22 protein-coding genes are annotated in these 25,941 nt (G+C 59.2%); 9 read left to right on the top strand and 13 right to left on the bottom strand.

Features of this window, described 5'->3' with window-relative positions:
* Positions 1-11: 11 nt before the first annotated feature.
* Complete coding sequence (gene ptsP, locus UM93_RS14940) at positions 12-1,700, top strand: phosphoenolpyruvate--protein phosphotransferase (RefSeq protein ID WP_045076329.1); 1,689 nt, start codon at positions 12-14, stop codon at positions 1,698-1,700.
* Between the two features lie 327 nt (positions 1,701-2,027).
* Entirely contained in the window at positions 2,028-3,602 is a 1,575-nt protein-coding gene (locus tag UM93_RS14935; protein ID WP_045077553.1) for an MFS transporter, read from the top strand.
* 136 nt (positions 3,603-3,738) lie between these two features.
* Here UM93_RS14935 and UM93_RS17530 read toward each other — a convergent pair whose 3' ends face one another.
* The 3 genes from UM93_RS17530 to UM93_RS14920 all read right to left on the bottom strand — a co-directional run bounded on the left by UM93_RS17530 (position 3,739) and on the right by UM93_RS14920 (position 5,758).
* Entirely contained in the window at positions 3,739-3,939 is a 201-nt protein-coding gene (locus UM93_RS17530) for a hypothetical protein (RefSeq protein WP_082057178.1), read from the bottom strand.
* Between the two features lie 326 nt (positions 3,940-4,265).
* Entirely contained in the window at positions 4,266-4,805 is a 540-nt protein-coding gene (locus tag UM93_RS17765) for a hypothetical protein (protein ID WP_157874171.1), read from the bottom strand.
* A gap of 185 nt (positions 4,806-4,990) precedes the next feature.
* Complete coding sequence (locus UM93_RS14920) at positions 4,991-5,758, bottom strand: SDR family NAD(P)-dependent oxidoreductase (RefSeq protein ID WP_045076326.1); 768 nt, start codon at positions 5,756-5,758, stop codon at positions 4,991-4,993.
* Between the two features lie 31 nt (positions 5,759-5,789).
* Between UM93_RS14920 and UM93_RS14915 the strand changes: the two genes are divergently transcribed.
* Complete coding sequence (locus UM93_RS14915) at positions 5,790-6,155, top strand: hypothetical protein (RefSeq protein ID WP_045076325.1); 366 nt, start codon at positions 5,790-5,792, stop codon at positions 6,153-6,155.
* Here the strand turns inward: UM93_RS14915 and UM93_RS14910 are convergent.
* Entirely contained in the window at positions 6,152-8,770 is a 2,619-nt protein-coding gene (locus UM93_RS14910) for an MGH1-like glycoside hydrolase domain-containing protein (RefSeq protein WP_045076324.1), read from the bottom strand. The two genes, UM93_RS14915 and UM93_RS14910, sit on opposite strands and share 4 nt — an antisense overlap.
* A gap of 169 nt (positions 8,771-8,939) precedes the next feature.
* Here UM93_RS14910 and UM93_RS14905 point away from each other — a divergent pair, with 169 nt between their 5' ends.
* Entirely contained in the window at positions 8,940-9,482 is a 543-nt protein-coding gene (locus tag UM93_RS14905) for a hypothetical protein (protein WP_045076323.1), read from the top strand.
* Positions 9,483-9,537: 55 nt separating this feature from the next.
* Here the strand turns inward: UM93_RS14905 and UM93_RS14900 are convergent, their stop codons facing one another.
* Complete coding sequence (locus UM93_RS14900) at positions 9,538-10,752, bottom strand: oxygenase MpaB family protein (protein WP_045076322.1); 1,215 nt, start codon at positions 10,750-10,752, stop codon at positions 9,538-9,540.
* A gap of 97 nt (positions 10,753-10,849) precedes the next feature.
* Between UM93_RS14900 and UM93_RS14895 the strand changes: the two genes are divergently transcribed.
* Entirely contained in the window at positions 10,850-11,587 is a 738-nt protein-coding gene (locus tag UM93_RS14895; RefSeq protein ID WP_199921769.1) for a TetR/AcrR family transcriptional regulator, read from the top strand.
* A 4-nt stretch (positions 11,588-11,591) separates the two neighbouring features.
* Here the strand turns inward: UM93_RS14895 and UM93_RS14890 are convergent, their stop codons facing one another.
* Both UM93_RS14890 and UM93_RS14885 read right to left on the bottom strand, forming a co-directional pair.
* Positions 11,592-12,689, bottom strand: coding sequence for an NAD(P)-dependent alcohol dehydrogenase (locus UM93_RS14890; RefSeq protein WP_045076321.1), 1,098 nt, complete (start codon positions 12,687-12,689; stop codon positions 11,592-11,594).
* Complete coding sequence (locus UM93_RS14885) at positions 12,689-13,168, bottom strand: DUF4334 domain-containing protein (RefSeq protein ID WP_045076320.1); 480 nt, start codon at positions 13,166-13,168, stop codon at positions 12,689-12,691. The genes UM93_RS14890 and UM93_RS14885 overlap by 1 nt, the downstream gene beginning before the upstream one ends.
* 100 nt (positions 13,169-13,268) lie before the next feature.
* On the opposite strand from UM93_RS14885, the gene UM93_RS14880 reads away from it, so the two are divergent.
* Entirely contained in the window at positions 13,269-14,771 is a 1,503-nt protein-coding gene (locus UM93_RS14880; protein WP_045076319.1) for an aldehyde dehydrogenase family protein, read from the top strand.
* Here UM93_RS14880 and UM93_RS14875 read toward each other — a convergent pair.
* Positions 14,768-15,997 carry a TetR/AcrR family transcriptional regulator gene (locus tag UM93_RS14875; RefSeq protein WP_045076318.1) on the bottom strand — a complete coding sequence of 410 codons (1,230 nt, stop codon included), beginning with the start codon at positions 15,995-15,997 and terminating at the stop codon, positions 14,768-14,770. The two genes, UM93_RS14880 and UM93_RS14875, sit on opposite strands and share 4 nt — an antisense overlap.
* 220 nt (positions 15,998-16,217) lie before the next feature.
* Here UM93_RS14875 and UM93_RS14870 point away from each other — a divergent pair, with 220 nt between their 5' ends.
* Positions 16,218-17,795, top strand: a complete 1,578-nt coding sequence (locus UM93_RS14870; protein WP_045076317.1) for a long-chain-fatty-acid--CoA ligase — start codon at positions 16,218-16,220, stop codon at positions 17,793-17,795.
* A gap of 92 nt (positions 17,796-17,887) precedes the next feature.
* The gene (locus UM93_RS14865) at positions 17,888-18,949 is read left to right on the top strand and encodes a phosphotransferase family protein (RefSeq protein ID WP_199921767.1); all 1,062 of its coding nucleotides are present in this window, start codon (positions 17,888-17,890) and stop codon (positions 18,947-18,949) included.
* Between the two features lie 49 nt (positions 18,950-18,998).
* On the opposite strand, the gene UM93_RS14860 is transcribed toward UM93_RS14865, so the two are convergent.
* From UM93_RS14860 to UM93_RS14840, 5 genes are read right to left on the bottom strand one after another with little or no spacing between them, the layout of a single operon-like run.
* Entirely contained in the window at positions 18,999-19,730 is a 732-nt protein-coding gene (locus tag UM93_RS14860) for an SDR family NAD(P)-dependent oxidoreductase (protein WP_045076314.1), read from the bottom strand.
* Positions 19,731-19,741: 11 nt separating this feature from the next.
* Complete coding sequence (locus UM93_RS14855; protein WP_045076312.1) at positions 19,742-20,986, bottom strand: acyl-CoA dehydrogenase family protein; 1,245 nt, start codon at positions 20,984-20,986, stop codon at positions 19,742-19,744.
* A gap of 16 nt (positions 20,987-21,002) precedes the next feature.
* On the bottom strand, positions 21,003-22,718 hold the full coding sequence (locus tag UM93_RS17525; protein WP_045077548.1) for a cytochrome b/b6 domain-containing protein: 1,716 nt from the start codon (positions 22,716-22,718) through the stop codon (positions 21,003-21,005).
* Positions 22,719-22,721: 3 nt separating this feature from the next.
* Positions 22,722-23,708, bottom strand: a complete 987-nt coding sequence (locus UM93_RS14845; protein ID WP_045076311.1) for an electron transfer flavoprotein subunit alpha/FixB family protein — start codon at positions 23,706-23,708, stop codon at positions 22,722-22,724.
* Positions 23,709-23,719: 11 nt separating this feature from the next.
* On the bottom strand, positions 23,720-24,496 hold the full coding sequence (locus tag UM93_RS14840; RefSeq protein WP_045076310.1) for an electron transfer flavoprotein subunit beta/FixA family protein: 777 nt from the start codon (positions 24,494-24,496) through the stop codon (positions 23,720-23,722).
* 270 nt (positions 24,497-24,766) lie between these two features.
* Between UM93_RS14840 and UM93_RS14835 the strand changes: the two genes are divergently transcribed.
* Positions 24,767-25,918, top strand: a complete 1,152-nt coding sequence (locus tag UM93_RS14835) for an acyl-CoA dehydrogenase family protein (protein WP_045076309.1) — start codon at positions 24,767-24,769, stop codon at positions 25,916-25,918.
* The last annotated feature ends 23 nt before the right edge of the window (positions 25,919-25,941 follow it).

The following is a 25,941-nucleotide window of genomic DNA, read 5'->3' as shown; positions in this document are numbered from 1 at the left end:
AAGGGGATGCGATGGGGATTTTCAAAGGGGTGGGGGTCTCCGCTGGCCGCGTCCTCGGACCGGTAAAACAGATGCTTCCCGCCGTCGTTGCGCCCGTAGCAGGTCAGACCCGAGCCAGCAGCATCCCGGCCGAACAAGCAATAGCAGCCTTGCACACGGCGGCCGATGCGGTGCAAAACGCCCTCCGGCAGCGGGCCGCCCAACTCTCCGGCGATGCCAAAGCTGTGATTGAAGCCACCGCACTGATGGCGGCGGATCCGATGCTCTTGAAAACGGCCAAGAAACTTATCGATAACGGGCTGAGTGCGGAGGTTGCCACCTGGCAGGCGGCGGAAGGTATCGCCAATACCTTGCAGAATCTCGGTGGAGCGATGGCCGAGCGCGCACGAGATGTCTTCGATGTGCGCGACCGTTTGGTTTCGGAGCTGCGCGGCGAGCCCGCACCAGGCATCCCAGTCAGTTCCGAGCCGTTCATTTTGATTGCCGACGACCTAGCCCCGGCAGACACCGCTACCCTGGACCCGAGCAGGGTACTGGCCCTCGTCACCGCCTCTGGAGGTCCGCAGTCACACACCGCGATCATTGCTCGTTCGCTCGGCCTGCCCGCGATTGTGGCGGCAGCTGGCGTCACCAGCATTGCTGACGGTCATCAGGTCTACTTAGACGGCGGTACCGGCGTCCTAGACACCGACCCTAGCCACCAGCACGGTGAGCTGGCCGCGGCCTGGGCTAGCAAAGTCGCCAATCTGACCTTCGACGGCGAGGGCCGGCTCGCCGATGGAAGGCGCATTCCGCTACTAGCCAATGTCGGCAGCGCCGCCGATGCCCTGGCTGCCCGAACCGCTCACGCCGAGGGGATCGGCTTGTTTCGAACCGAATTCCTGTTCTTAGAGCGGGATACAGAGCCGACTGTCGAGGAACAGGTACGGGCTTATCGTGCTGTCTTCAGCGCCTTTGCAGACCCCATTAGCCGGCCAAAAGTTGTGGTTCGCACCCTCGATGCCGGTGCGGACAAACCCTTACCTTTCCTAGCGCACTCGGCGGAGCCGAACCCCGCTCTGGGCATCAGGGGCTACCGAATGGTGAGCCAGTATCGGGCCATCTTGACACGTCAGTTGCAGGCCATCGCGCTCGCCGCGCAAGACATTGCGGTTAGCGTCTGGGTGATGGCACCGATGATCTCCACCGCAGCAGAGGCTGGCGAATTCACCGCGCTCTGCCGAGCTGCAGGATTAGCCACTTCGGGGGTGATGATCGAGGTACCTTCGGCGGCTCTCAGCGCGGCGCAGATCCTCGGCGAAGTAGATTTCGCCAGTCTCGGCACCAACGATCTGACCCAGTACACGATGGCCGCCGATCGTCAGTTGGGCGCTCTGGCGAGTTTGAATGACAGCTGGCAACCGGCGGTGCTCGCTCTCATTCAACTCAGCTGCCAAGCCGCCGCGATCGACTCCAGCGAGTTGGGGGTTTGCGGCGAGGCGGCGGCAGATCCGGCTCTCGCCGTAGTCCTCGTCGGCTTGGGCGTGAGCAGCCTCTCGATGACCGCCCATGCGCTACCCGCGGTCGCCGCTGCGTTAGCAAGTATCGACTCAAAAGAAGCAGTAGATCTTGCTGCTCTCGCGGTGGCCGCGCCGGACGCCATCACCGCTCGCCGACTGGTGCGTGAACGATTGGCAATTTTGACCGAAATCGGGATCTGATCCTCACCCTTAAAGGGGATGCTTTGAGGGTCTCAAAACGAACCGATTTGTGCCCAACTAATTACCTCGGGCGACTAGTTACTCGAGTGGAAAAAGAGTCATTTTCGCCCCTGAGTTCCGGCAAAAATGTAACGATAAGGTAACGATCAATCCTCCGCCTGAGCACTGGGATGCACCCGCCTATCGGCCGCTCATCGACCACCATCAACACATATTTTCCCGACATTTCAGGCCAAATTTCCGTAAACTAGAAGGCCTGCCCACGGCTGGGCAGGTCGAAGTCGCAAGCAAATGACCTCCTCGAAGACCCTTATTAGAGAGACCCAAATGCCCATAGACAGCAACAGTAACCCGGTGAAGACGGAAGCGAAGTCAAGCGTAAAACCCGTCAAAGCCAAGCGCCCCGAGCGACTCAAAAAACGTCGGCTCAGCAAGAGCGATATCAATGTCGTTAACCAGCCAATGCTCAAGCGGGCGCTCGGCGGCACCGTGGTCGGCAACACGATGGAATGGTACGACGTCGGCGTCTACGGCTACTTGGTCGCTACCATGGGTGCGGTCTTCCTCTCCGACGCAGCCGATAACGTACAGGTGTTGTTCAGCTTTGGCGTCTTCGCGGTGACCTTCGTGGCTCGGCCGCTGGGCGGCGTGGTCTTTGGCTACCTGGGCGACAAGATTGGCCGCCAGAAGGTGCTGGCCACCACGTTGATCATGATGGCCGCTTCGACCTTTGCGATTGGTCTGTTGCCAGGTTATGCCACCATCGGCTGGTGGGCGCCGGTGCTGCTGGTGCTGATGAAGCTGATCCAAGGCTTCTCCACCGGCGGCGAGTACGCCGGTGCCACCACCTTCGTGAGCGAATACGCGCCGGATAAGCGCCGTGGCTTCTTCGCCAGCTTCCTGGACATGGGCAGCTACCTCGGCTTCGCCATCGGTGCTGCCATGGTTTCAGTCATGCAACTCACCCTCGGCGCCTCAACCATGCAGGAGTGGGGCTGGCGAATCCCGTTCTTGATTGCTGGCCCGCTCGGCGCGATCGCCATCTACTTCCGGCTCAAAATCGAGGAATCCCCTCAGTTCCAGGCCACTCTCGACGCGCAGGAATCCTCCTCCAAGGAGGCTCAGGCCAATGACGAAGTCGCTGCCAAGGGCCCGCTTGGCATTGTGATGGCCTACTGGCGCCAAATGATCGTCGCCATCCTGCTGGTCGCCGCCGCCAATACTGCCGGCTATGCGCTCACCTCTTATATGCCCACCTACCTGACCGAAAGCAAGGGCTACGATCCAGTGCACGGCACTCTGCTGACGCTGCCGGTTTTGGTGATTATGGCTATTTGTATTCCATTGACCGGACGGCTCTCGGACCGCATTGGACGCCGACCGGTGCTCTGGATCGGCGCAGGCAGCACCATCTTGTTTGCTTTCCCGGCTTTCATGCTGATCGGCATCGGAGAGATCTGGTCGACGCTGGCCGGCTTGGCCTTGATCGCTTTCCCGGTCACCTTTTACGTGGCCAACCTGGCGTCAGCACTTCCGGCGCTATTCCCCACCCCCAGCCGCTATGGCGGCATGGGCATCGCCTACAACTTCGCGGTCGCGATCTTTGGTGGCACCACGCCGTTTATTATTCAGGGGCTGATGGAGCTGCTGCACACCGATATGACCCCGGCCTATTACTTAATCGCCACCTCGATTATTGGCGCGGTCGCGATCTTCTTCTTGCGAGAGTCGGCGGGGCGCCCACTGCCGGGCTCAATGCCCAGCGTGGACACCGAGCAGGAAGCCATCGAACTGGTTGCTGGTCAGGATGACAATCCGAATCTGGACCTCAACGAGATGCCTTTCGATGAAACTTACGAACCGGCAACCCCGCCGGAAGGAATACCCACTGTCAGGGCCTAAAGTCGGTATCTGAGGTCGGCTTGATCCGCCCCTGGTGGTGCGACCTCGCTCAGCCCAGCAGCCTTGTGGCCCGGTAACCTCGCAGTTGCCGGGCCACAAGGCTGAGTCGAGAATGAACTTTGAACTAGCTAGTGGTTTACCAACGCACTTTTCGCTCGCGGTTTCCTTGCCTACCACTGGCCTGAGTCGGCTTGTGCCCGTGCACGATGGACTGCGCACCGGGCGCGGCCTGAGTCCGCTTACGAGCCAGTGACTCCTTCGCGGCATCACTCAGTTTTGCTTCGACAGAGGGTGAAAATCGTACTGTTGGATTGCTCTGGGGTTCGCTGGGGCGCATGTTTGCTCCTTTGAAGTTAAAGCGGCTCGCTCAAAGAATGCGAGAAAAGAGAGTACTCGGAGGCGGGCCTCAACGAGCCACAGTTGATGATGGACTGCTGTGATGAGAAACGGCGAAAATGATTCGCGCACAGATAAGTTCTCGGCCAGGTTTAGCCATAAATCAATGTGTACATACTGCGATCATACACGGATAGTCGGAGCGAGCAACGGCCAGCGAACGGCGAACGGCGAACGGCGACAACACATAATACGGCGAGAGGGCTGCACCAACGCATACATCGTTGGCGCAACCCTCTCGTTGTTGGGAACTAGTTCAGCAGCTGATTAGCCCGCGGCTGTTCCCAGGTCCTTGCAGGTAGTCTCCAAATAGTTGACGATCGGCTGTCCGTCTTTTTCCATGGCTGCTGCATCAGGGCTAGCATTCCCCTGAGAGACCGGTGCTTCCAGCTTGCTGAAAGCACCATCGAACTCCTTCGGAGTGGTGCCCTGCACTTCAGCGAAAGCGTCCTTGAACTTTTGCAAGCTACCCGGCTTACTAGCTTCCAGCATGGGCGCCATCATGCCCATCGAGGAGAGCACAAAGCGAATAGCGGTGGCTTGGCAGGCTGGGGACACCTTGTCGTAGCCTTTTCTGGCCTGGGTGCTCTTTGTCGTTTGGATCAACAATTCCGACTTCGGATTCGCTACCGGGCCAGACCCGGCTTCGGCCGAAGCACTTGCCGAACCGGAGCTTTCAGCGGCGCTCGACTGGCCCGTGGCCGCCGTCGAAGGCGCACCACCGGAAGAGACTGGGGCGCAGGCGGTCAATGCCAAAGGCCCCACCAGAAGTAACGTTAGGGCGCTCTTTCTCAAAACAGACTTCACGGGTTCCTTCGATAGAAATAATAGTTATTTGAACGGAGACGATTCTATCGACAATTGATGAAATCAGAAAATTTCCCGCGAGTTTAGATTGAATCCGCCTAGAGCACTCTCAGTAACAATTGTAGTTCCTGCCAGAATCGCCACCTATTTCGATAAGTGAAGCTAATAAAACTCAGCTACTGCTTTCAGCGACCGCGTTTACCCGCGAAAGCACCCAACTTATCAGAACTAAACTTGCTAAAGAATGTCAGCGCTTTATATCGCTTGGACGGCACACTGACCGATTTTCCTGCGGCCGCGTCGGCCAACCCCTCGCGGACCACCCGATCCGGATTCAACCACATCCAATTCGGGATTCCGGAAGTGGATGCATTCATCCGCTGGTGGAACTCGGTGTGCACGAAGCCCGGGCAAACAGCCGTCACCCCTACTCCGCGAGCGCTGTAATGCACATTGGCCCAGCGACTAAAGCTGATCAGCCAGGCTTTACAGGCACCATAGCTGGCCCGCGGGATAAATCCGGCAACACTGGCAACGTTAATGATTTTCCCTTCACCACGGGCCAGCATACCGGGGATGGCAGCATGCATCAGCAGCATCGGGGTGGTGACCAATAACTGTAAATGGTCGGATTCTTCCTGCACGGTGTTCTCTTCAAAAGACTTGGTCAGCCCGAAACCGGCATTATTGACCAGCGTGGTCACTGGCTGCACTGTTCGCTCGAGTCGTTTCACCACCAAGTCGATCCCTCGCTGATCCTGCAAATCAGCAGAAATAACTTCAACTTCAACGCCAAAGTCCTGGCGTAACCGCACCGCTTTGGCCTCTAGCCGCTCAGTATTCCGGGCGACTAAAACCAGTTGATAGTGCTTGGCGGCGAGCTGCTGGGCGAATTCTGCACCCAGTCCTGCAGTCGCGCCGGTGATCAGAGCTCGCTGAGTGTTTGGAGACATTTATTCATAATACGCATCTATGCTGAGAAGCATGTCGGAAAATACTGAGTCAATTCAGATTCATGAACTGGATGAACACGGGGCCCGAGTGGCCGCTGCCGAGATTGAAGAGGAACTCGCAAAATCAGCCTCGGTTAACCCTTGGCTGATAGCGCTCTGGGTTTTCAACGGTCTACTCGTCTTACTGTCCATTCTGAGCTTTGTGGGATTCATCCAAAATTCAATACCCAGTTATCTGGCCGACGAACTTAGTGGCAACCTGACGCCCAGTCCTCGAATTAGCTGGCTGAGCCTCCTGGGGCCCTATGCCATCGCCTTCGCGATCTTTGCAGTGCTAAGCATCCTGGGCACTCTGATCACGCACGCGATGATCTGGGAGCGGCGCCGCCGAGCCTAAGGCCTCCGTCGACAGATTAAGTGCGCCACCACGGCTGTCCAACCGGTTTGGTGCGAAGCTCCTAAGCCAATGCCACTATCGCCGTCGAAGTATTCGCTAAAGGTGGGGTGGTCCCACAACGCACCGTCGCCAAAATCCCGAGGCTGCCCTGGCCGGCGACCCCGGGAATCCGGCCGGAACAAGGAAATTAGTCTCTGCCGCAAATCCTCAGCCACCTCGGAGAGTCGCTTTCCCTCGGGATGCAGCGCCGAGCCCACTCCCCTTGCGTGATCATCCAATGCATCGATCAGCAGCAGATTGACCGGGAACCAAACCGGGCCGCGCCAGTTAGAATTGCCACCGAATAGGCCGGAATCAGACTCGCCGGGGAGGTAGCGAATGCTCAACTCCCGTTCCGCGAGCCGCACCGTTCCGCCTTCCCGGTAAGCGGCAGAAAGCGAACGGATGCCATGGGGTGAAAGGAACTCTTCCTCATCCAATAGCCTACCCAGTAAGCGCTCCAAACGTGCGGCGTTCAATACTGAAAGACTTCGCCGCGGCGCCCCAGAGTCCTGTTCGTAACTGCTGATCAATGCCTCTGCTAATTCGGGCCGATGCCGCTGCACCCAGCGCACTCGGGCTGAAAACTCAGGAAGTTCTTGCTCCACCCAGTCTGGCGCTATCGCCACCGCAATCATTGGCAGCAGTCCGACCATCGAGCGCACCCGTACCGGCTCGCGCAGCTCACCGTCGTTAGCGACCAGAACATCGTAGAAAAACCCGTCCGCCTCATCCCAGAGTTGCACGCCGCCGGAACCGAAGCTGTCCATCGCTTCTGCCAGAGCCAGGAAATGTTCTAGGAACTTAGTCGCCATATCTTGCCAGCCGGGCTCTGTGCGTGCCAACTCCAGCGAGATTCGCAGCATGCCAAGGCAGTAAAAGGCCATCCAGCTGGTGGCATCAGATTGCTCCAGCCTGAAGCCGGCGGGCACATCCTTGGAACGGTCGAAAACCGAAATATTGTCCATCCCGAGAAAACCGCCTTCAAAGAGGTTGGAACCATCGGCGTCTTTGCGGTTCACCCACCAGGAAAAATTCAGCAGTAACTTGGCGAAAACCCGGCGCAGAAAGTTGAGGTCTTCCGCCCCAGAAATTTGATAGACCTGCCAGACCGCCCAAGCATGTACCGGCGGATTGACGTCGCTGAACTCCCATTCATAAGCGGGAAGCTGCCCATTGGGATGCATCGCCCATTCCCGGCAGAGCAGAATCAACTGTGCCTTGGCGAAGTCGGGATCAATATGCGCCAGCGGCACGGTGTGAAAGGCCAGGTCCCAGGAGGCGAACCAGGGGTACTCCCATTCGTCGGGCATCGAGATGACATCCGCCAAGTCGAGGTTTCGCCAGGCCGCATTACGAATACTCCGGCGTGAGGTCGGCGGGGTGGGCTGATCGGAATCGCCGTCCAGCCAACGGGCCACATTGAAGCGATAGAGCTGCTTGCCCCACAGCAGACCGGCAAAAGCGCGGCGCGCGGTCAGGGCGTCTGCGGGTGCAGCCTGGTCCGGGATCACCTCAGCATAAAACTCATCGGATTCCCGGCGTCGATCGGCGACGACACTGTCAAAGTTTGCCCCAAAGGGTGCATCGGCCAACTCGTCATTAGTTAGCCGCAACTTAATGGTGACACTCGCACCAGGTGCTACCGCGTCGAAATGGTAGTGAAAGGCCGCTTTGGTACCGGTTCCGGCCGGGTTCAAAGCGGTGTAATCCGCGTGCACAACGGCTCGGTTGACCCCGTCCTTGGGATACGCCGAGCGGTTCTCCGAGCCGAAGAGAGCCCGGGCATCAGTCTCGTTATCGCAGACCAGTACCTCCGGCGCGCCTTCTGCCGCCAGGAAATAGCGACCCAGCAATCGATGTTCGGCGCGCACCGCACGCAGGTTAGCCTGCTCCAGTTCGGGTGCATCCACTCTGCGTAACTGTGGCGGCTGGGCACCTTGCTGCCAGGCCCAGGTGTTCCGGAACCAAAGCTGCGGCAGAATATCTAGCGGTGCAGCCACCGGTCCGTGATTAGTGGCGGTTACGGTGAGGCAAATATCGTCTGGGGAAGCCTTGGCATGGCTCACCACGACATCGAAAAACCGGTTCTCGGCGAGTATCCCGGTGTCGGAGAGCTCGTATTCCGGTTGCTGACGATCGCGCTGCGCATTGGCGCTCAGGAGCTCTTGATAAGGAAAAGCCGCTTGCGGGTAGCGGTAAAGCCATTGCGCCCAGGAATGCGTCGGGGTGGCATCCAGCGGCCACCAATATTCCTTAACATCCTCGCCGTGGTTACCCTGCTCATTGGTCAGCCCGAAGAGCCGTTCCTTGAGTCGATCATCCTGACCGTTCCACAACGCCACCGAAAGATTCAAGATGCCCTGATCGTCGGACAGGCCGGCCAAGCCATCCTCACCCCAGCGATAGGCCCGCTGATGCGCCTGATCAAAGGGCAAATAGCCCCAGGCGTTGCCGTCCGCAGAGTAATCTTCACGCACTGTGCCCCACTGCCGCGCCGAGAGATAAGGCCCCCAACGCCGCCAGGGATCGTTCATCTGCTGAGATTCACTCAGTCGTGCCCGCTCTACGCTCATAGCCTAAGTCTGGCATCATCACCTCGCCCGGCGGAACAGGGAAAAGCCAGTTCCGTGACCCAACCAGGCTACGGACTGAGGAGGCAACAGAAAATCTCAGCCCCTGGCATCAGCAGGATTCATTCCTAGCTCCGATGCTTCGACGACAGGACAAAAATAGCCTTGAAGTATGAAGAGAACAGCAGCAGTAATCGCCCTCGCCGCCAGCAGCATCTTGCTATTGAGCGCCTGCAATGCCGGGGTCAATGGCAATGAAAACGATAAACAAGAAACCAAGACCTTCGCTACCGCGAAGGACGGCGCAGGTGTGCTGCCCAGCTGGATTCCGGACGGAGCCACCGATATTAAGGAGGTATTGCGCACCACCGGCTCAGAGCGAATCATTTCGATGAAAAACGTCAAACTGCCAGCGAGCTGCCAGGCCCTGCCCGCAGGTCAAAAACCCACACCCGCTGATGATACCGATAGCAATGTCAAAGCCGCTGATTTCGTCACCGACGGCGCCACTCTGAAGGCGGCTTGGTGGCCGAACGGCACCGAGCAGAAAGCCAAGTCGCGCTGCGGCAAATGGTGGGTGACCGTCGACGGTGACACTACTTTCGCATTCTCCCCGGAGCTAAAAACAGTGATGAAAAACATCAACGGCGGCAAGAAAATAGGCAACTCGCTAGAACTAGGGTTAGAAACTCAGCTAGAAAAGTTGAGCGAATAATGAGACGCTACTGGGCTGCCGGTCTTGGCTGGCCCAGCAGCGTCTCCTCAACCAGCTAGGACGGCCGGTTGATATCCGGGATATCAATGATGATCGGCTTCCCTTCGCCGAGGAACAGGTTAATCGCCTCCCGAGTCAGCGTGTCGAAGAGGTAATATCCCTGCGGTGCCAACGGCAACGGCAGAGCCGCTTCGCGGAAGGCGAGATAGGCCGGGAATGCCGCCTTCACAAAGGAATCCCAGACGAAGTCACGCGGGATCTTCATCATGTCGCAGATCTTGTCACCCAAGGTGTAACGAGTCATCGCGTTCAGGAAGGGCCGGGTGATGATGCTGCCATCAAGCTCCGCGCCCAGCCGGACCAGCTCATCCGCCAGCTTAATGCCCTCCGGGGTGGCCGCCAAGATCGGGTCAAGCACCTGCTTCGACTGCGCATTGGCCTGGTCCCAGGTGGCCGGAATGTATTCGTCCTTGACGCCGAGCATATGCGCCGTGACCTGCCAGGTATGCAGGAAGCCGGCCGACTGGCTGGCCGGAATCTTGATCTTCCAGGCCGCGAGCTTCTGCATCACATTGGTCGGCAGACTGTGCCAGGTCACCAGAATATCGGCCTGGCTAATCGGAATCTGTTCGCTCGCGCCCGCCTTCCACATCGGCGATTGCGGCAGCAAGTGTCGCACCGCAGCATGCACCAAACGGGTTTTCACCGTGGTAACGATCATTTCGCCATCGGGCTTGTAGTTATTCGGTTGTTGGATCCAGTAGCCGAGCTTGGTGGTCTTGGCAATCCGATCCTTCAGATCGGCCCCACCTTTAGACCAGTAGACCGACCTGGCCTCCCGTGGAATCGCGGTACTGATCATGCCGCTGGCCAGAATGTATAACAGGATGATGTACTGGCCGCGGTCATGGGTGAGCTTGAAGCCGTCATCGATCTTGGCCTGGTCATACCAAGACGGCAGCTGGCGGGCCTTTTCAATGAAATCGTGCAAGTCTTTAGGCAGTCCATCCGGCAACGGCTGATTGTTCTTCTTCCAGGTCGCCAGTAACGCATTGACCTTGGCGGTCTCACCACGAGAAATTAGCCCGGCCACCACCGGGTCGGCTTCGTCATCCCAGACCCATCGCGGATCTGCCCCGGTCCCGGAGCCAACCACTGAACCGGTGGGCGACCACGACCAGGCATTGGCGGCGGTGGCGAGGCTCAGGGCTCCCACCGTTCCAGCAGCTCCGCCAGCACGCAGTAAATTGCGCCTATTGAGTTCCTCCATTGCAACCCATCTCCTCCAGGAGTGAAAACACTCGGATAGAATAAAATCTACATGAAACGATGATACAAATAATGTAACTTTGTATCAGGAAGGTAGCATGCGTCACACCGAGGCGCAAGGATTGCCGATGATAAACTACCTTTCCGCGAGCGCAATGGAGGCGATGGTGAGTTCACTTCTCCCGGACCGAGACGCGCTAGCTGCGCCCGGAACCCTCTTCGAACGAGCCTGGGCGGATCTGGTCGAGCGAGCCGATGAGGCGGACGAAACCACCACTCGAGTGCTTGACGCCGCACTAGAAGAGTTCTGCACGATCGGCATTCAGCGCACCACCATGGAAGGCATTGCCCGGCGCGCAGGAGTCTCCCGAATTACCGTCTACCGACGGTTCGCGAACAAAGACGTGATGATCGAGCGCGTGGTACGCCGGGAATTCCGGCGCTACTTTGAACAATTCTTGCTTGAGGTGGCTGGCGCCGATTCGGTGGCCGAGCGCGTGGTGATTGCCTTCGTCAGCTCGGTGCGAGCCATCCGTAGCAATCGACTGATTGGCGGACAACTGAGCGCCGAGCCAGGTTCGGTGCTTCCTTCGCTGATTGGCGATGGCGGCCAAACCTATGCCGCGGTCTGCCAATTCGTCGCTGGTCAGCTACGCCGCGAACAGCGGGCCGGAAATGTTTCCGGTGAGCTCAACGTCGACTTGGTCGCCGAGATGATGGTGCGACTGACCGCCTCGTTTCTACTGCTACCGCACCTCACCTTGGATCTTGATGGCGAGCAGGAACTCCGGGAGGTTGCCGAGCGATTCCTGGTGCCAATGCTGCAAATAAACTAGCGAGTCACCAGAGCAGGACCGGCTTGATCACACTTCCGCCGCGTTTCTGCGCGGCGACCGCCTGATTGATCTCCTGGTACTGATACCTGGTCACCAATTGGTCAATGCTGAAACCACCGCGCTGATGACGCCCCACCAATTCGGGGATAAACACCTTCGGGTCGGAATCCCCCTCCAGGGAACCACTTATTGTCTTTCCGTGGGCGAGCAGGTCCATTGCGTCGACGGAGAGCGGCCCCTGCGGAATGCCAACCATTACGAGCTTCCCCCGTCGTCGCAAGGAACTCAGCGCCGAGCTGAGCACCTGTGGAACACCGGTCGTGTCCAGCGCATGACTAGCGCCTCCGTCACTCAGTTCGCGAATCTTCGAAACAGCGTCTTCAGCGAGCGGGTCGATCGCAGCGCTCGCACCGAGCAAAAGAGCCAATTCACGTCTTTCAGCCGACGGGTCAACCGCAATAATGTTCAGCAATCCGGCGGATCGCGCCGCCAGCAGTGCAGCAAAACCAACCCCGCCAACGCCAAAGATGACCAGCGTAGACTCGGGCAGAGGTTGCAGCACATTCAGCACTGCACCCGCTCCGGTCTGAAAACCACAGCCCAACGCTGCCAGCACGGCAAGGTCTAAACCGTCCGGAACCTTTATCGCATTGTTCTGATGCACCACAGAATGACTGGCAAAACTGGACTGGCCAAAAAACGAACCAGCCAAGACCTCGCCGCTCTTGCGCAGGGTGGCCGAACCATCAGTGCGCAGTCCGGGACCGCCGAAAGCATTATTGAGCTCAGCTCCATGCCGGCAATAAGCAGGTGCACCGCGACGGCATTCGCCACACTGACCGCAGTGGCCAAAGGTCAGCACCACCGAGTCGCCCGGCATTAGCCCACTCACCGCGGCTCCCACCGCGATCACAATTCCGGCACCCTCATGACCCAGCACAATGGGACCGGAACTCCAAGCTTTGGCATGCAGGTCAGTGTGACAGATACCGGTGGCCACCAGTTTGACCAGCACCTCCTCCGGCCGGGGCTCGTCGAGATCGACCTCCTCAATCACAAACGGAGCGGTCGACGAAGGGGAAACCGCCGCGGTCACTTTCATCACGAGGCGTCCCCAACTAGCTCAAGGAAAAAGTAGTACAGCTTGCCTTCGAAAAGCACCCTGTTCGACTTGCCATTCATCACGCCGAGTAGGGTACGTTGATCAATTCGTTTGAAATGGTCGAGCACCGGCCAACCATCGTAGACCATGGTGGCGGTGACCTCACCGCGAAACTCGACCTCCCATAAACTCGCCTCGCCGTGAGCGGTTTCGGTGTCAGAAAACAGCCTGCCATCCTCGTCATATCTGATCAAAGGCTTGGCATCTTCGGCCGAATTGAAGGTTTTTCCATACCATTTCGAGGCTTTCAGAAGCTCGTGCGTCGGGTGCCCGGGACCGAAATCGCCACCCTTCCAGCGACCGAGAATTTCGTCGACGCGCACGGTTGGCAGGCTGGCCCACAAGGCATCCAGCTCTGCAGAGGCCATTTCACCGCGAGCCAATAATTGCTCAAAAGTCGTTCCTGTTCCGTTGCTCATGAGATGACCTTTCTGCGAAGGGTTGTCAGTGGAGTCAGCTGGGTCTATTGTGAATCCCAATTAACTTATCTGGCAAGCGAAGACGCTTAGGAGTAGTCCCATGACCGGTCTCAGCGGCACTAAAGACGACGCGGATTTAGTGATTCTCAACCCTCGGGACGGCAGCCTCGTCGCCAGTTATCCGATACTCGATCAGGAAGCCGTCACTGCCACGGTGAGCTCGGCACGGCAGGCTGCCAGCTGGTGGGCAGCCCAGGACTTCGCCGCCCGGAAACGATTATTGCTGGCTTGGAAAGCAGAAATCGCGCGCGATGCCGAAACCATTGCGAGCTCCATTGCTGCCGAGACCGGCAAACCAGCCGGGGATGCCCTGCTGGAGGTGATGCTCACCCTGGGGCATCTGGACTGGGCCGCCAAGAACGCGAAGAAGACCTTACGTCGACGCCGGATGCCGGCCGGGCTGATGAACTACAACCAGAGTGCCTCGCTGGGATATCAGCCTTTTGGCGTGGTAGGCGTGATCGGCCCCTGGAACTACCCGCTCTACACTCCGATGGGGTCGATTTCCTATGCGCTCGCCGCCGGTAACGCGGTGGTTTTCAAACCGAGCGAACTGACCCCCGGAGTAGCCACCTTACTCGCCGAAAAGTGGCAGCAGGTATGCCCAGAACCGGTATTTCAGGTAGTCACTGGTGATCGGCGTACCGGAGATGTGCTGGTGAGATCCGAGGTGGATAAGGTGGCTTTCACTGGTTCCACCGCCACCGCAAAGAAGATTATGGCCGCTTGTGCCGAATCACTCACCCCGCTGGTCGCCGAGTGTGGCGGTAAGGATGCGCTGATCGTCGCAGCCGATGCCGATCTGCAGGCAGCGGCAGATTTCATCGTCTTCGGCGCAATGGGTAACGCCGGACAAACCTGCGTCGGGGTGGAACGTGTCTACGTTGAAGCTCAGGTTCATCGCAAGCTGCTGGAACTGGTCGTTGCGGGGGTGGCTAAACTCTCTTTCGAAGGCGACGGCGCCGCTTATGGTCCACTGACCCTGGGCAGTCAGGCCGAAGTGGTCAGCGCACACGTTGCCGATGCCCTGGAACGTGGCGGAAGAGCCGCCTGGGGCGGTCCTGAATCGATCAGCGGACGCCGAGTGACACCCATCGTGCTGACCGACGTGCCGGAAGAATCACTTTCCATCCAGCAGGAAACCTTCGGCCCCACCGTGGTGATCAATCGGGTCGAGAGCATTGATGATGCAATAGCTCGGGCTAACGCCACCGCATACGGCCTCGGGGCCGCCGTGTTCACTCGTGACAAACGTCTCGGCTTGGCGATTGCCGAACAACTGCGGGCCGGGGCTGTCACGGTGAATTCGGTGCTCGGCTTCGCCAGCATTCCCGCTTTGCCCTTTGGCGGGGTCGGCGGTTCCGGCTTCGGCCGGATTCACGGGGCCAATGGATTACTGGAATTCAGCGTGGCTAAGTCGATTGCTCGGCAAAACCGCAAAGCCGCTTTGAACTTACTGACCATGGATCGCAGCGAGCGGGATATGAACCTGGTTTCCCGACTCATCCCGCTACTGCATGGTCGGGGAAAGCCAAGAAACTAGCCGGTTACACCAAGCGTCAGCAGCAGGAGTTTAGTCAGTCGGCGCTGAGTCGCAGCATTCGTGCGGTGGTGCAATAAGGTGCCGATATCCTGCACCACGCTCAGCGCGGCATGCACCAAAATCATCGCTTCCTTAGCGGTTAGCTCCGGTCGAGCCCCTTGCAGCAGCTCTACCCAGACACTCAAATGCTGTCTTTGCATGGTGCGTAGACCTCGCTGCACCGTCTCGCTCAGATTGCCGACCTCGGCAAAATAGACGGCGGCCAGCTGATAGTTCGCGAAAGAGTAGCGCACATAGTCATCGCAAAGAGCGGCGAGCGCATGGCCGGGATCGGCCGATGAGTTCACGGCGCGCGTCGCCGCTTGTTCAAGCTCTGCCGCCGCCCTAGAACAAGCCTGACGCAGAATGTCTGCCTTGCTTTCAAAGTGTCGGTAAACCCCGGAAGGAGTCAGCCGCACGGCGAGCGCTAAATCCTCAATCGTGGTCTCGTGATAACCCTGGGCATGGAATAGCGCGATGGCCTGAGTCATCAACTGCTCCCGGCGCTTCTTCGCCACCGGAAGCACACTTCGCTCGGCTGGCTCAGTGCCCGCCGCCGGCAGATCGCCGTCGAGGATGCGCCAGCAAGCAGCAGCCAGCAATTCGCGTAGCTTACGGGCCGCGACCACGGTGTGATGCACTGTGACACTGGAGATCACCGCCATCACTGCACCGGCCATCAGCCCTCGATCAACCTCGTCGAGGTCAGCCCGATAATTCGCCAAGGGAATCTGCAAGCGAGATCTCAACGCGGCAAAATCGCTGCCGAGTCTAGCCCGATCCGCCTCTTGCAGGTATCGCCCCTCCCAGCGATAAATCCCAGCCCTGGCGCGCAACTCAACTATCACCGAGATGAAGTCGTCGATCAGCGCGCCGAGCGCCTGTTCAGCTTCTTGACGAGAATTATGCGGCAGCTTCGCCGATTCTTCGGTGGCTTCAAAGAGCCTTGCCACCATGCCGAAAACCACTCTGACGAAAAGCGCGTATTTATTGGGTACATGACGATAGAGCGCTGGTGCGGAAATGTCGAGTACGTCAGCCAGGTCCTGCATGCTGACATTGTGATAGCCGGACTGCGCAAACGCTTCGGCGGCCACCGCCTCGATGGTTTGCTTCCGATTCCGAGGTCGTTTACGAGCCGGCGGCGACAGCGGCCCCTCAACTACGGCATCTCGAAGATCACTCACCCTGACACCCTATCCCCTCCGGCAGCTGACGCAGCGGCAGGCTCGGAGCAAAGCCCACAGCAGAGACCGCGGGAAAACACCGTTCGTAACGAGCTCAAAAAAAGTGAATCATCGTTAACAAATTGCTGACATTGGGCTAGCTTGGTGGAATACTAAATGAAAGCCACAGCCGCCACGGAGCGGCTGGGAAATCGTACAAAGATGTAGGAGAGGTGGCTCGATGTCATTGGACGCTGGGGGGATGATACCCGCCACGATGCGACGAAATCATTGGATGAACCAGGTGCTGGGACATGCCATTATGAAACCCGCAGAGACCGCTTTTAAATATCTCGGTGAGACCACCAATTGGTCTCAGGCCGCGCAGCGGATGGATGCCTTTGCGGCGGCCCTGCAACGTCGTGGTGTGAAATTCGGTGACCGAGTTTTGCTGCTGACGCTCAATCGTCCCGAAGCCATCGAAGCGGTGTTCGCAATCAACCGGCTTGGCGCAATTGCGGTGCCGATCAATATTCGACTGTCTCCGCCGGAGATCGCCTATATAGTGGACGACGCCGACGCCGACGTGCTGATTGTGGACGAACCGCTGGTTCCGCTGATCGGCACCCTCGCGCAGTTCACTGACCGTCCGCAAAGAATCGTGGTGATTGGCCCGGCTGGCACCGGACAGGAAGCTTTTGCTGACCTCGCGGCAGAGGATACGGCAGGATTCCAGGCCCCTGACGTCCCCGAGGACAGCACCTGCCTGATCATGTACACCTCAGGCACTACCGGTAAACCCAAGGGTGCCATGCTCAATCACATCAATATGTATTCCCAAGCGGTGACCTGCATTCGCGCCAATGACGTCTTCGATGAAAGCGACATTTCCTTCCTCACCGCCCCGCTCTTTCATATCGCCGGTCTCGGCTCGATCGCAGCGAACTTCATCATCGGCATACCCACCGTGATTCACCCACTCGGCGCTTTCAACCCCAGCGAATTACTTGATGCCTGGGAGCGGGAGAATGCCACCATTGTTTTCAATGTGCCGCAGCAATGGCAAGCAATTTGCGCTGAGCCCTCGGTCAAAGACCGGAATCTGAAGTTGCGGATCATTAGCTGGGGCGCGGCTCCGGCCTCGGACAGCTTGCTCAGAGCGATGGCTGATTCCTTTCCGCAGGCTACCAATGTTGCGGTTTTCGGGCAGACCGAGCTCTCCCCGATTACCTGCGTACTCAAGGGCGCGGATTCGCTGCGCAAACTAGGCTCGGTGGGCAAGCCAGTCCCCACTTTGCAGTACCGGATCGTAGACGCCGCGATGAACGATGTTGCACCCGGGGAAATCGGCGAGATCCTCTACCGTGGGCCGAACTTAATGTCTGGCTATTGGCGCAAGCCGGAAGCCACCGCCGAGGCGCTTGAGGGCGGCTGGTTTCACTCCGGAGACCTGGTACGCCAGGACCCCGAGGGTTTCGTCTGGGTGGTTGACCGGAAAAAGGACATGATCATTTCCGGCGGCGAAAACATCTATTGCGCTGAGGTTGAGAACGTACTTTTTGGGCATCCGAAAATTATTGAGGTGGCTATTTACGGCCGGGCCGATGAACGTTGGGGCGAGGTGCCGGTAGCTGCTCTCGCCTTGCATCCGGGTGAGGACATTTCGGTGGCAGAGTTGCAGGACTGGCTCAGTGACAAGCTGGCGAGATTTAAGCAACCCAAAGATCTGGTGATACTTGATGCCTTGCCGCGCAATGCTGCGGGCAAGGTCAATAAACTCGCCCTGCGCCAGGGCGACGCTCAATCGTTGACGGCCTAGGGACCGCCTTGGCTCAGCAGAGGGCTCAGAAAGGCGAGCAGCAGCCAAAAAATGACCAGTCTCTCATCAGTGGAGCGAGAGCTGAAGTTGGCGTGGTCAGCAACCGCGCTGAGGCACTGACGCTGCCCCGGCCAGCGCTGCTGGTCATTGAGCCGATTGAGAAGTACCTAGATGCCCGTGGCTTTGGTTCCGGGCCGTTGCGCTGGCGCAGAATAGGTGATGGTCAATCCAATATCACCTTCCTGATCGAACGTGATGGGCTGGTTTTAGTGCTGCGGCGCGGACCGCGCCCACCGCTACCGCCGTCCGCTCACGACATGGTTCGAGAGGCACGAATCCAGCAAGCGGCGGCAGCAGCGGGCTTACCGGTAGCTAAGATCCTCGATATCTGCGAGGATCTGGACTTGCTGGGTGTACCGTTCTACCTGATGGAGTTCGTCGACGGACTGGTCATCACCGATGAACTTCCGGAACAGTTCCACGACCCGTTGGAACATCGCGCGATTTCCGAATCCGCGGTGCTCACCCTCGCTCAGCTTCACCGCGCCGATGTTAGCGCCGGGCCGTTAGCGCAGTTAGGTAAGTCGGAAGGCTATTTGAGCCGTCAAGTGAAGAGGTTTAGCGCGCTCTGGCCGGGAAACACTCAGCGTGAGCTGCCACTCTTTGACCGCTTGAGTGATTGGCTCGCCGGTCACCTTCCTGAGTCCTCGGACGCTGCCTTAGTGCACGGCGATTACCGGATCGGAAACTTGCTTTACGCCCCGCACTGCCCTGCTCGGGTGAACTGTGTGCTGGACTGGGAGATGTCGACGCTGGGCGATCCGCTCGCTGATCTAGGGTACTTCCTGGCAACCTACTCGGCGCCCGGTGAGCAAGCCACCCCACTGGACCTCACACCGGTGACGGCGAACCCTGGGTTTCCGAATCGCTCGCAACTCGCCAAGCTCTATCAAGCAGAAACCGGCCGATCCATCGACAACCTGCCTTGGTACCAAGCCCTGGCACTGTGGAAAGGGGCGGTTTTTTGCGAAGCAATCTATTCGCGATGGTTACGGGGCGAACGGCCAGAGGACACCAGCTTTGCGCCGGGCCTGGCCAGCGGAGTGCCTCGTTTGCTGGAGGCCGCTAGGCAGACTCTCGAATTGGAACTCTAGCCGCACCAACAAGGTCGTAGCCGAGCAGCCGAGCTTATCGCAGCCTGGTCTAGGCGCGGCCGCCGTGCTCCCCCGCTCGGTTGAGCACAATATTTGAAAGCACTGTCCGCGGACTCATCCGAAGCAAAGCAGCGACAATTTCCACCAGATCGGAGACCGGGATCATGCTTTGCTGCGGAATGGTCTGTCGGGTCCAAGCACTCATTTCGGTGTCAACGTAGCCGGGTGAGAGCGCAGTGCCGGACACACCCGAAGCTGACTCCTCGGCATTCAACCCGGCGATCAGGGAGATCAGGGCCGCCTTGGCGGCACCATAAGCGGCTAGACCTGGCTCCGCGTGCACACCTGCTATCGAGGCCAGCGCGATAACCTTGGCCCCGATCTCTGGCCTGGCCGCGGCGGCGGCCCGAAGCGCCGGCAGGGTACCTTGAATGAGTTTGAAGGGAGCCCGTACGTCCACGGCAAAGGTCTTATCGTAACGGTGCGAGGGATACTCCGCGACCGTTCCGGCAGTCCCGACACCGGCCGAAAGAATAAGCGCATCTAGCCGTGAACTCCAGGCAGACTGGGCATCCAGTATGGCTTGCAGATCTTGATCACTCGCCATTTCGGCCGGCACCGTAAGCACCTGGGCCGCGCCCAAAGAAAGTAGCGCTTGGCGCGCCTCCTCGAGGCTCTCGAGGTTCCTGCCGCTGATTAATAAATGCCAGCCTTGGCTAGCTAGGTGTTCAGCGATGCCACGACCAATGCCGCGGCTGGCTCCGGTGATCAATGCGTGCATCGGTTTTTCCTTTACTGAGCTGGGCCGAGGAAGCGTTCGCTCGGCGTGCTGCCATTGAGATTTGCGCGTAGCACCCGTTTCGCCACCGACCATCGGTGGGTTTCACTAGGTCCGTCGTAGATCCGGAAGGCGCGGACTTCGGTCCAAATCCGGGCCAGTGGCAAGTCTTGCGACATACCCCTGCCGCCGCACAGTTGCATGGCACGATCGGCGATCCTACCGACCGCCTCGGAGACCCACACCTTGGCGGAAGCGGTGCTAATCCCGGCATCTAGGCCGGCGTCGAGATCCTGGCAGGCCTGCTCAATCAGCCCCTGACTAGCCGCAATATCAAGTTCATTGTCGGCGATTAGTTGCTGGGCCAGGCCCAGATCGCCGAGCCGCTGACCAAAGAGCCGCCGCTCGGCCACTGAGGCGACGGCTACGTCATGAGCGCGCAGCACCGCGCCAAGCCAGCGCATCGCGTGGGTGACCCGGGCTGGACCCAGCCGCACCTGAATCCCTGCCATTCCGGCGTCGACCTCACCTAAGACTTGCTCGTCGGGAATGAAGAGATTCTCGAACTTCACCTCACAGTGGCCGCCAAGCATCGAATTATCGATGGTCGGCAGGTGCCTGCCCACGGTAATACCTACCGCATCCGCGGGGCTGAGGAACATGGTGGCACCACCGGCGTCGCCCGGCGCCCCGGCGGTGCGCGCCATAATGATAAAAAAGGCGGCTCCAGTGGCTCCGGTAATGAAGGTCTTCGAGCCATTGATCCGCCAGCCACCAGGCACTCTCTCGGCTCGGGTGCTGAGCGCTCGCGGATCCGCCCCGGCGCCGGGGTGAGGTTCTGTCATGGCGAAGGAGGAGCGAACCTGCCCACTTGCCAGCGGTGCCAAATATTGTTCGCGCTGGGCGTCGCTGGCGAGCCGGTCCAGCAAGTGCACATTGCCTTCGTCTGGGGCTTGAATATTCATCGCCAGCGGCCCGAAAAGTGAATATCCGGAGGCTTGGAAAATTTTGGAGCGCGAACGCATGTCCAAGCCGAGTCCACCAAATTCGACCGGCGCATGCGGAGCAAACACCCCGGCTTCACGGGCTGCCGCCTGCAGACTTCGGCGGGCCTGGTCGCCGCCAGCCGCCTCGATATCGCCGCCAAAAGCGTCTTCCATCGGTAGCACTACCTCGTTGACGAGCGCCCGGGTACGAAGCAGCAATGCAGTGAGCTCTTCCGAGCTGCGAGGGCTATCTCGAATTTCCGCCGCGCTCATTACGCCTCCCTCATAATCAACGGCCGACCTTGCCGAAAAGCTTCGCGATTGGCGCCAAAATCAACGGACGCGCAGCAAACCAGGCTCCCGCAATCAGTAAGAGTGAGCAGGCGAAGATGACAAAACCGAACCAGTTCACCGCATCCTGATTACCATACATATGGTTCAGGTTCCGCAGCGCACCGGTCGCCAGCACCAGGGTGACGTGCACGATGATGAAGACCACGAAGTAGAGCATCACCGGGAAATGCACTGCTCGGGCCAGCCCGATCGGGTAGGCCTTACTCAGCCGCTTGGCCTTCTTTGGCCACAGCCCCGACATCCTGAACCCGCTCAAGGCGGCCAGCGGAGCGGCAATGAAAATTGTGGTGAAGTAAGCCAATAACTGCAAGGCGTTGTAGTTAACCCAGCCGTTTTCGGTCGGCCAGCTAAGCGAGGCATACTGCCAAGCGGCCGAAAGTGCGTTCGGGAAAACATCCCAGCTGGTCGGCACCACCCGCATCCACTGGCCGGTGCTGAACAGCAGCACCACGAAGATCACGCCATTCACCAGCCAGAGCAGGTCAAGGGCTTGATGGAACCAGAGCGTCAGGCTGATTTTCTTGCCGCCACCCTTAGGCCACCTACTCGTCCACGACAGCGGCGCGCGTTCTTGCGTGCGCACCTGCCAGCCGCTGCGAATGATCAGTACCATCAGGAAGACATTGAGGAAATGCTGCCACTGCAACCAGAGGGGTAGACCAACAGGGGCGTCCGAGGGCAAGGCACTCTGCCCGTGGTAGCTGGCAATGAAATGACGACCAAAATCGAAACCACGCAAACCACGTGCCAGCAGGACGATTCCGCCAGCAATTAACACCAGAGCTACCGCCCACCAAAGCAGCTTAGTGGTTTTGGAGCTGAGCCGGGGTTTCCGTGCCACCGCTAGTTCAGGTTCTTGCTCCGAAGTGGCTGGTTGAGCCTCCACCAGCAGCGGCGGGACGAGCGGGGCCGCCGCTGCGGAGACGACCGGAACCGAAGGTTCCTGCTCCGTTTGCTGATCGGCAAGCAGCGGCGCAGCTTCTGCTGCTAATGCCGCTGCTTTCGGCTCAGCAGCGCCACTCGGCTGAACCCGTTGTGGTGCCAGTGCGGCAGCGGGCCAGGGCTCTCCGCCCGGCGATCGTGGCAGGCCGCGGCGCAATGCCACCCCGTCAAGTGGTTGATCTTCGACGGCTGAGGACTGCTCCGCGGCCACCGCCGCCAATTGATCCGACTCTGCCTGATCAATGCTGATCGACACTGTCGCAGCTTGTACCTCAGTTCGCCGCGCCGTCACGGCGTCTTCGGACTCTGGCTGGCTAACGGTTGAAGGGGCTATTGCCACCTTGGCAACAGTGGGCGAACTTGGCTGCCCCACCGGAGCGGGTGGCCAGGGCTCACCGCCAGGCACTCGGGGCAGACCACGGCGCAGAGTTTGGAAGGTTGCCGTTGCCGGTTGTTCCGGCTGCTGAAGCTCGGCTGTGGCGTGAGCCTCGGTCGATGCGGCGCTAGCAGCCGAGGCCTCGGGAACTAAGAGTCCAACCGCGGCCGTCGGTGAGGCATCCGAAGTGGCGCTTTCGGCACTAGAGATCACCGGCGTCGCAGGTTCTGCCAAAGCTTGCCCGTTGGCAAATGGGCGGACGCCAGCGGGCGGCCATGGCTCACCACCAGGCTCACGCGGCAAGCCGCGTCGGATCGGCTGGGCTTCAGCCATCACTCAGCCTTTCCGCTGCTCGAGGGCCGAGATAAGTTGCGGCACCACGGTGAACACGTCGCCCACCACACCGAAATCGGCTATCTCAAAGATCGGTGCCTCTTTATCCTTATTGATCGCCACAATCGTTTTGGCGGTCTGCATTCCGGCCCGGTGCTGAATCGCGCCGGAGATTCCCAACGCAATATAAAGCTGAGGGGAGACCGAAACACCGGTCTGCCCGATCTGGCTGCTCTGCGGCACAAAACCGGCGTCGACCGCTGCCCGGGAAGCTCCGACCGCGGCACCCAGCGCATCGGCCAATTGATCGACTAAGACGAACTGCTCTACTGAACCTAAACCGCGGCCACCGGCGACGACCTTAGCAGCACCGCGCAGTTCCGGGCGGCTCGAAGTAGCGGGCGCATCATTCACCGCCGAAATTATCGCCACCGGCTTACCCGACCCCGTCACCTCAAGAACCTCGAGCTCTAGCGGCTGGGCTTCAGCTCGCTCCTCTACCGCTCCGGCTCGCACGGTAATAATCGGCGCGCCAAAAGTCGCCGCGCTATCGACATTGTACGAACCGCCATACACCGAGTGATGGGCCACCACACCCTCAGCATCACGGGAAACTCCGACCGCGTCGACGGCGAGCGCCGAACGGCTCCGGACCGCGTACCTACCGGCAATTTCCCGACCATCGACGGTATGAGATATCAAAATCGCCTGCGGTTTAACCAGCTCAGCCGCGCTGCTCAGCGCGTCAAGACCGGGAACAGTGATCTGTTTGAAATAGCTTTCGTCTTCGTATTGCAAGACCTGCCTTGCGCCCAAACTGGCTGCCTTCTCCGCGGCGGCTTGGCCGTAACCTGGACCTGCTAGCAGCAGCGCCACCGGGGTGCCTATTTGCGCTGCCGCACCGAGCAATCCGGCGGTGCTCGGGTGCACCTCACCCAGATGATTGGTCTCTACCAGCACCAAGATTGCGTCGTCAGGATAAGTCGTCATTGTCATTCTCCTTAGGCCAATCGGTTCTGTACCAGGAAGGCGGCAAGCTGCTCGCCAGCATCTCCCTCGTCAATAATCACGGTGCCGCTGCTCCGGGCTGGTCGCTCACCGGCCGCGATCATAATGGAGCGGGCAGCCTCTGGATCGTTCGGCTCAACGGCTAGCTCTTCGAGGGTCAAGGTCTCCAGCGGTTTCTTCTTGGCCGCCATAATTCCCTTGAAATTCGCGAACCGGAGGTCCGGCAATTGCTCGGTCACCGAGATCACCGCTGGCAAGCTCGCCGAGGCCTGCACCGTGCCGCCGTCGATGGCGCGCTCTCCGCTCACCTCGGCGTCGGTGATCGCCACCGAGTTCAGATTAGTCAGCTGTGGTAGCTCAAGGATTTCGGCGATCATCGCGTGCACCACGCCCGCTCCGCCATCGGTACTGCTATTCCCCGCGATCACCAGGTCGTAGTGGCCACGGGCTACCGCTGCCGCCAAAACCTGCGCGGTCAGCACGGTATCTGCACCCAGCAGTCCAGCGTCAAGCACGTGTACCGCGCTATCGGCACCAGCGGCTAAGCCTTTGCGCAACGTCACGGCCGCCGATTCCGGCCCCGCCCCGAGCAGCACCACCTCGGTGCCGGGATGTTCGGCGGCATAGCTAATTGCCACTTCCAGTGCTCGCTCGCTGACCTCGTCCATGACTTTGTCGCTGGAATCTCGCTCGGCCAAGCCGGTTTCTAGATTGAGGGTACGTTGGCCGTAAGTGTCTGGGACTTCTTTGGCTAAGACAACGATCTTCATGCCGCACTTCTCTCATTGTGATGGACAAGCAAACTCGCTAGGACTTCACTGAATGGTATGTCAAAAAAGCTACACCCGCAGTCCGCCAACCGCTCCGACGCCCAGACTCTTCGGCGCCGCACAGCGGAACTAAAAAGCCATCAATCTAGATTCATCCAGGCCAGCTGTTGTCCCACGAACGGTATTGGTACTAATGTGAATGTTAATTAACTTACAGCAAGTGAGCGAACAGTTCGAGCCCAAGAGGTCAATGAAGATCGGGAGAGATAAATGGTGTTGTCACGGAAGCTCTACCAGGAAGAACACGAGCAGTTCCGCGAAATAGTCCGCGCCTTCGTTGAAGAGTATGCGCGCCCCAACGTCGAGCGTTGGCAGCAAGAGGGGAAGGTGGACCGCTGGCTATTCACCGCAGCGGCCGAGGCCGGAATTCTGGGCTTCAGCATTCCGGAGGAGTTCGGCGGTGGCGGTTCGGATGACTTCCGCTTTAACGCCGTGATGGGTGAGGAACTGGCCAGGCACCCGGTCTCGGATGGGATGGCGGGGATAGCGCTCTCGAACGACATTGTGATTCCATATTTCCTCGATCTCACCAATGACGAGCAGAAGTCCAGATGGCTGCCCGGGATCGCTCGTGGCGAGCTGATCACCGCCGTCGCAATGACCGAACCCGGCACCGGCAGCGACCTGGCCGGAATCCGGACAAAAGCTGTGCGCGACGGCGATGACTACATCGTCAATGGCTCAAAAATCTTCATCTCCAACGGCCAGAACGCGGATTTAGTGGTGACCGCAGTACGTACCTCAGATGATCCGCACAAGGGCCTCAGCCTGTTGGTGATCGAAGGGAGCAGCGAGGGGTTTTTCCGCGGTAAGAACCTAGAAAAGATCGGCCTGCACGCCCAAGACACCAGCGAACTCATTTTCGATAACGTCCGGGTTCCGGCAGCTAATTTGCTCGGCGCTGAAGGTGCCGGCTTCCTCGGTCTGATGAAGAATCTGCCACAGGAACGCCTATCGATCGCCGCTGCCGGGGTGGCCGCCAGCGAGGGCATCTTGGAACGAACAATTACCTATGTGAAGGAACGCCAGGCCTTTGGTAAGTCCATCGGCTCCTTCCAGAACACTCGCTTCGAACTGGTGGAGATGCACACCGCAGTTCAGGCCAGCCGCGCCTATATCGACGAATGCATTACTCAGCACACCGCGGGAAAGCTCAGCGCCGTCGATGCCGCCGCGGCCAAATGGTGGACCACCGAGCAACTCGTCAATACCGTGAATCGTTGTTTACAGCTGCACGGTGGTTACGGCTACATGCTCGAATACCGGATCGCGCAGGACTATCTGGATGCCAGAATTACCACTATCTATGGCGGCACCACGGAGATCATGAAAGAAATTGTCGGCCGGGATCTCGGCCTGTAAATATCTAGCAGTTGCGAAAAATA

Origin of the sequence: Psychromicrobium lacuslunae, from assembly GCF_000950575.1 — a bacterium.
Classification (GTDB): domain Bacteria; phylum Actinomycetota; class Actinomycetes; order Actinomycetales; family Micrococcaceae; genus Renibacterium; species Renibacterium lacuslunae.
Note: the sequence above shows the minus strand (reverse complement) of the source record. Positions and strands in the feature narration are given on the sequence as shown.

Excerpts from the sequence above, each read along its gene's own strand:
- UM93_RS14920 (WP_045076326.1), bottom strand. The coding sequence starts at position 5,758 with ATGTCTCCAAACACTCAGCGAGCTCTGATCACCGGCGCGACTGCAGGA.
- UM93_RS14890 (WP_045076321.1), bottom strand. The coding sequence starts at position 12,689 with ATGAAAGTGACCGCGGCGGTTTCCCCTTCGTCGACCGCTCCGTTTGTG.
- UM93_RS14900 (WP_045076322.1), bottom strand. The coding sequence starts at position 10,752 with ATGGAGGAACTCAATAGGCGCAATTTACTGCGTGCTGGCGGAGCTGCT.
- UM93_RS14855 (WP_045076312.1), bottom strand. The coding sequence starts at position 20,986 with ATGAGCGCGGCGGAAATTCGAGATAGCCCTCGCAGCTCGGAAGAGCTC.
- UM93_RS14840 (WP_045076310.1), bottom strand. The coding sequence starts at position 24,496 with ATGAAGATCGTTGTCTTAGCCAAAGAAGTCCCAGACACTTACGGCCAA.
- UM93_RS14870 (WP_045076317.1), top strand. The coding sequence starts at position 16,218 with ATGTCATTGGACGCTGGGGGGATGATACCCGCCACGATGCGACGAAAT.
- UM93_RS14935 (WP_045077553.1), top strand. The coding sequence starts at position 2,028 with ATGCCCATAGACAGCAACAGTAACCCGGTGAAGACGGAAGCGAAGTCA.
- UM93_RS14835 (WP_045076309.1), top strand. The coding sequence starts at position 24,767 with ATGGTGTTGTCACGGAAGCTCTACCAGGAAGAACACGAGCAGTTCCGC.
- UM93_RS14885 (WP_045076320.1), bottom strand. The coding sequence starts at position 13,168 with ATGAGCAACGGAACAGGAACGACTTTTGAGCAATTATTGGCTCGCGGT.
- UM93_RS14915 (WP_045076325.1), top strand. The coding sequence starts at position 5,790 with ATGTCGGAAAATACTGAGTCAATTCAGATTCATGAACTGGATGAACAC.
- UM93_RS17525 (WP_045077548.1), bottom strand. The coding sequence starts at position 22,718 with ATGGCTGAAGCCCAGCCGATCCGACGCGGCTTGCCGCGTGAGCCTGGT.
- UM93_RS14860 (WP_045076314.1), bottom strand. The coding sequence starts at position 19,730 with ATGCACGCATTGATCACCGGAGCCAGCCGCGGCATTGGTCGTGGCATC.
- UM93_RS14910 (WP_045076324.1), bottom strand. The coding sequence starts at position 8,770 with ATGAGCGTAGAGCGGGCACGACTGAGTGAATCTCAGCAGATGAACGAT.
- UM93_RS14880 (WP_045076319.1), top strand. The coding sequence starts at position 13,269 with ATGACCGGTCTCAGCGGCACTAAAGACGACGCGGATTTAGTGATTCTC.
- UM93_RS14845 (WP_045076311.1), bottom strand. The coding sequence starts at position 23,708 with ATGACGACTTATCCTGACGACGCAATCTTGGTGCTGGTAGAGACCAAT.
- UM93_RS17530 (WP_082057178.1), bottom strand. The coding sequence starts at position 3,939 with ATGCGCCCCAGCGAACCCCAGAGCAATCCAACAGTACGATTTTCACCC.
- ptsP (WP_045076329.1), top strand. The coding sequence starts at position 12 with ATGGGGATTTTCAAAGGGGTGGGGGTCTCCGCTGGCCGCGTCCTCGGA.
- UM93_RS14905 (WP_045076323.1), top strand. The coding sequence starts at position 8,940 with ATGAAGAGAACAGCAGCAGTAATCGCCCTCGCCGCCAGCAGCATCTTG.
- UM93_RS14895 (WP_199921769.1), top strand. The coding sequence starts at position 10,850 with ATGCGTCACACCGAGGCGCAAGGATTGCCGATGATAAACTACCTTTCC.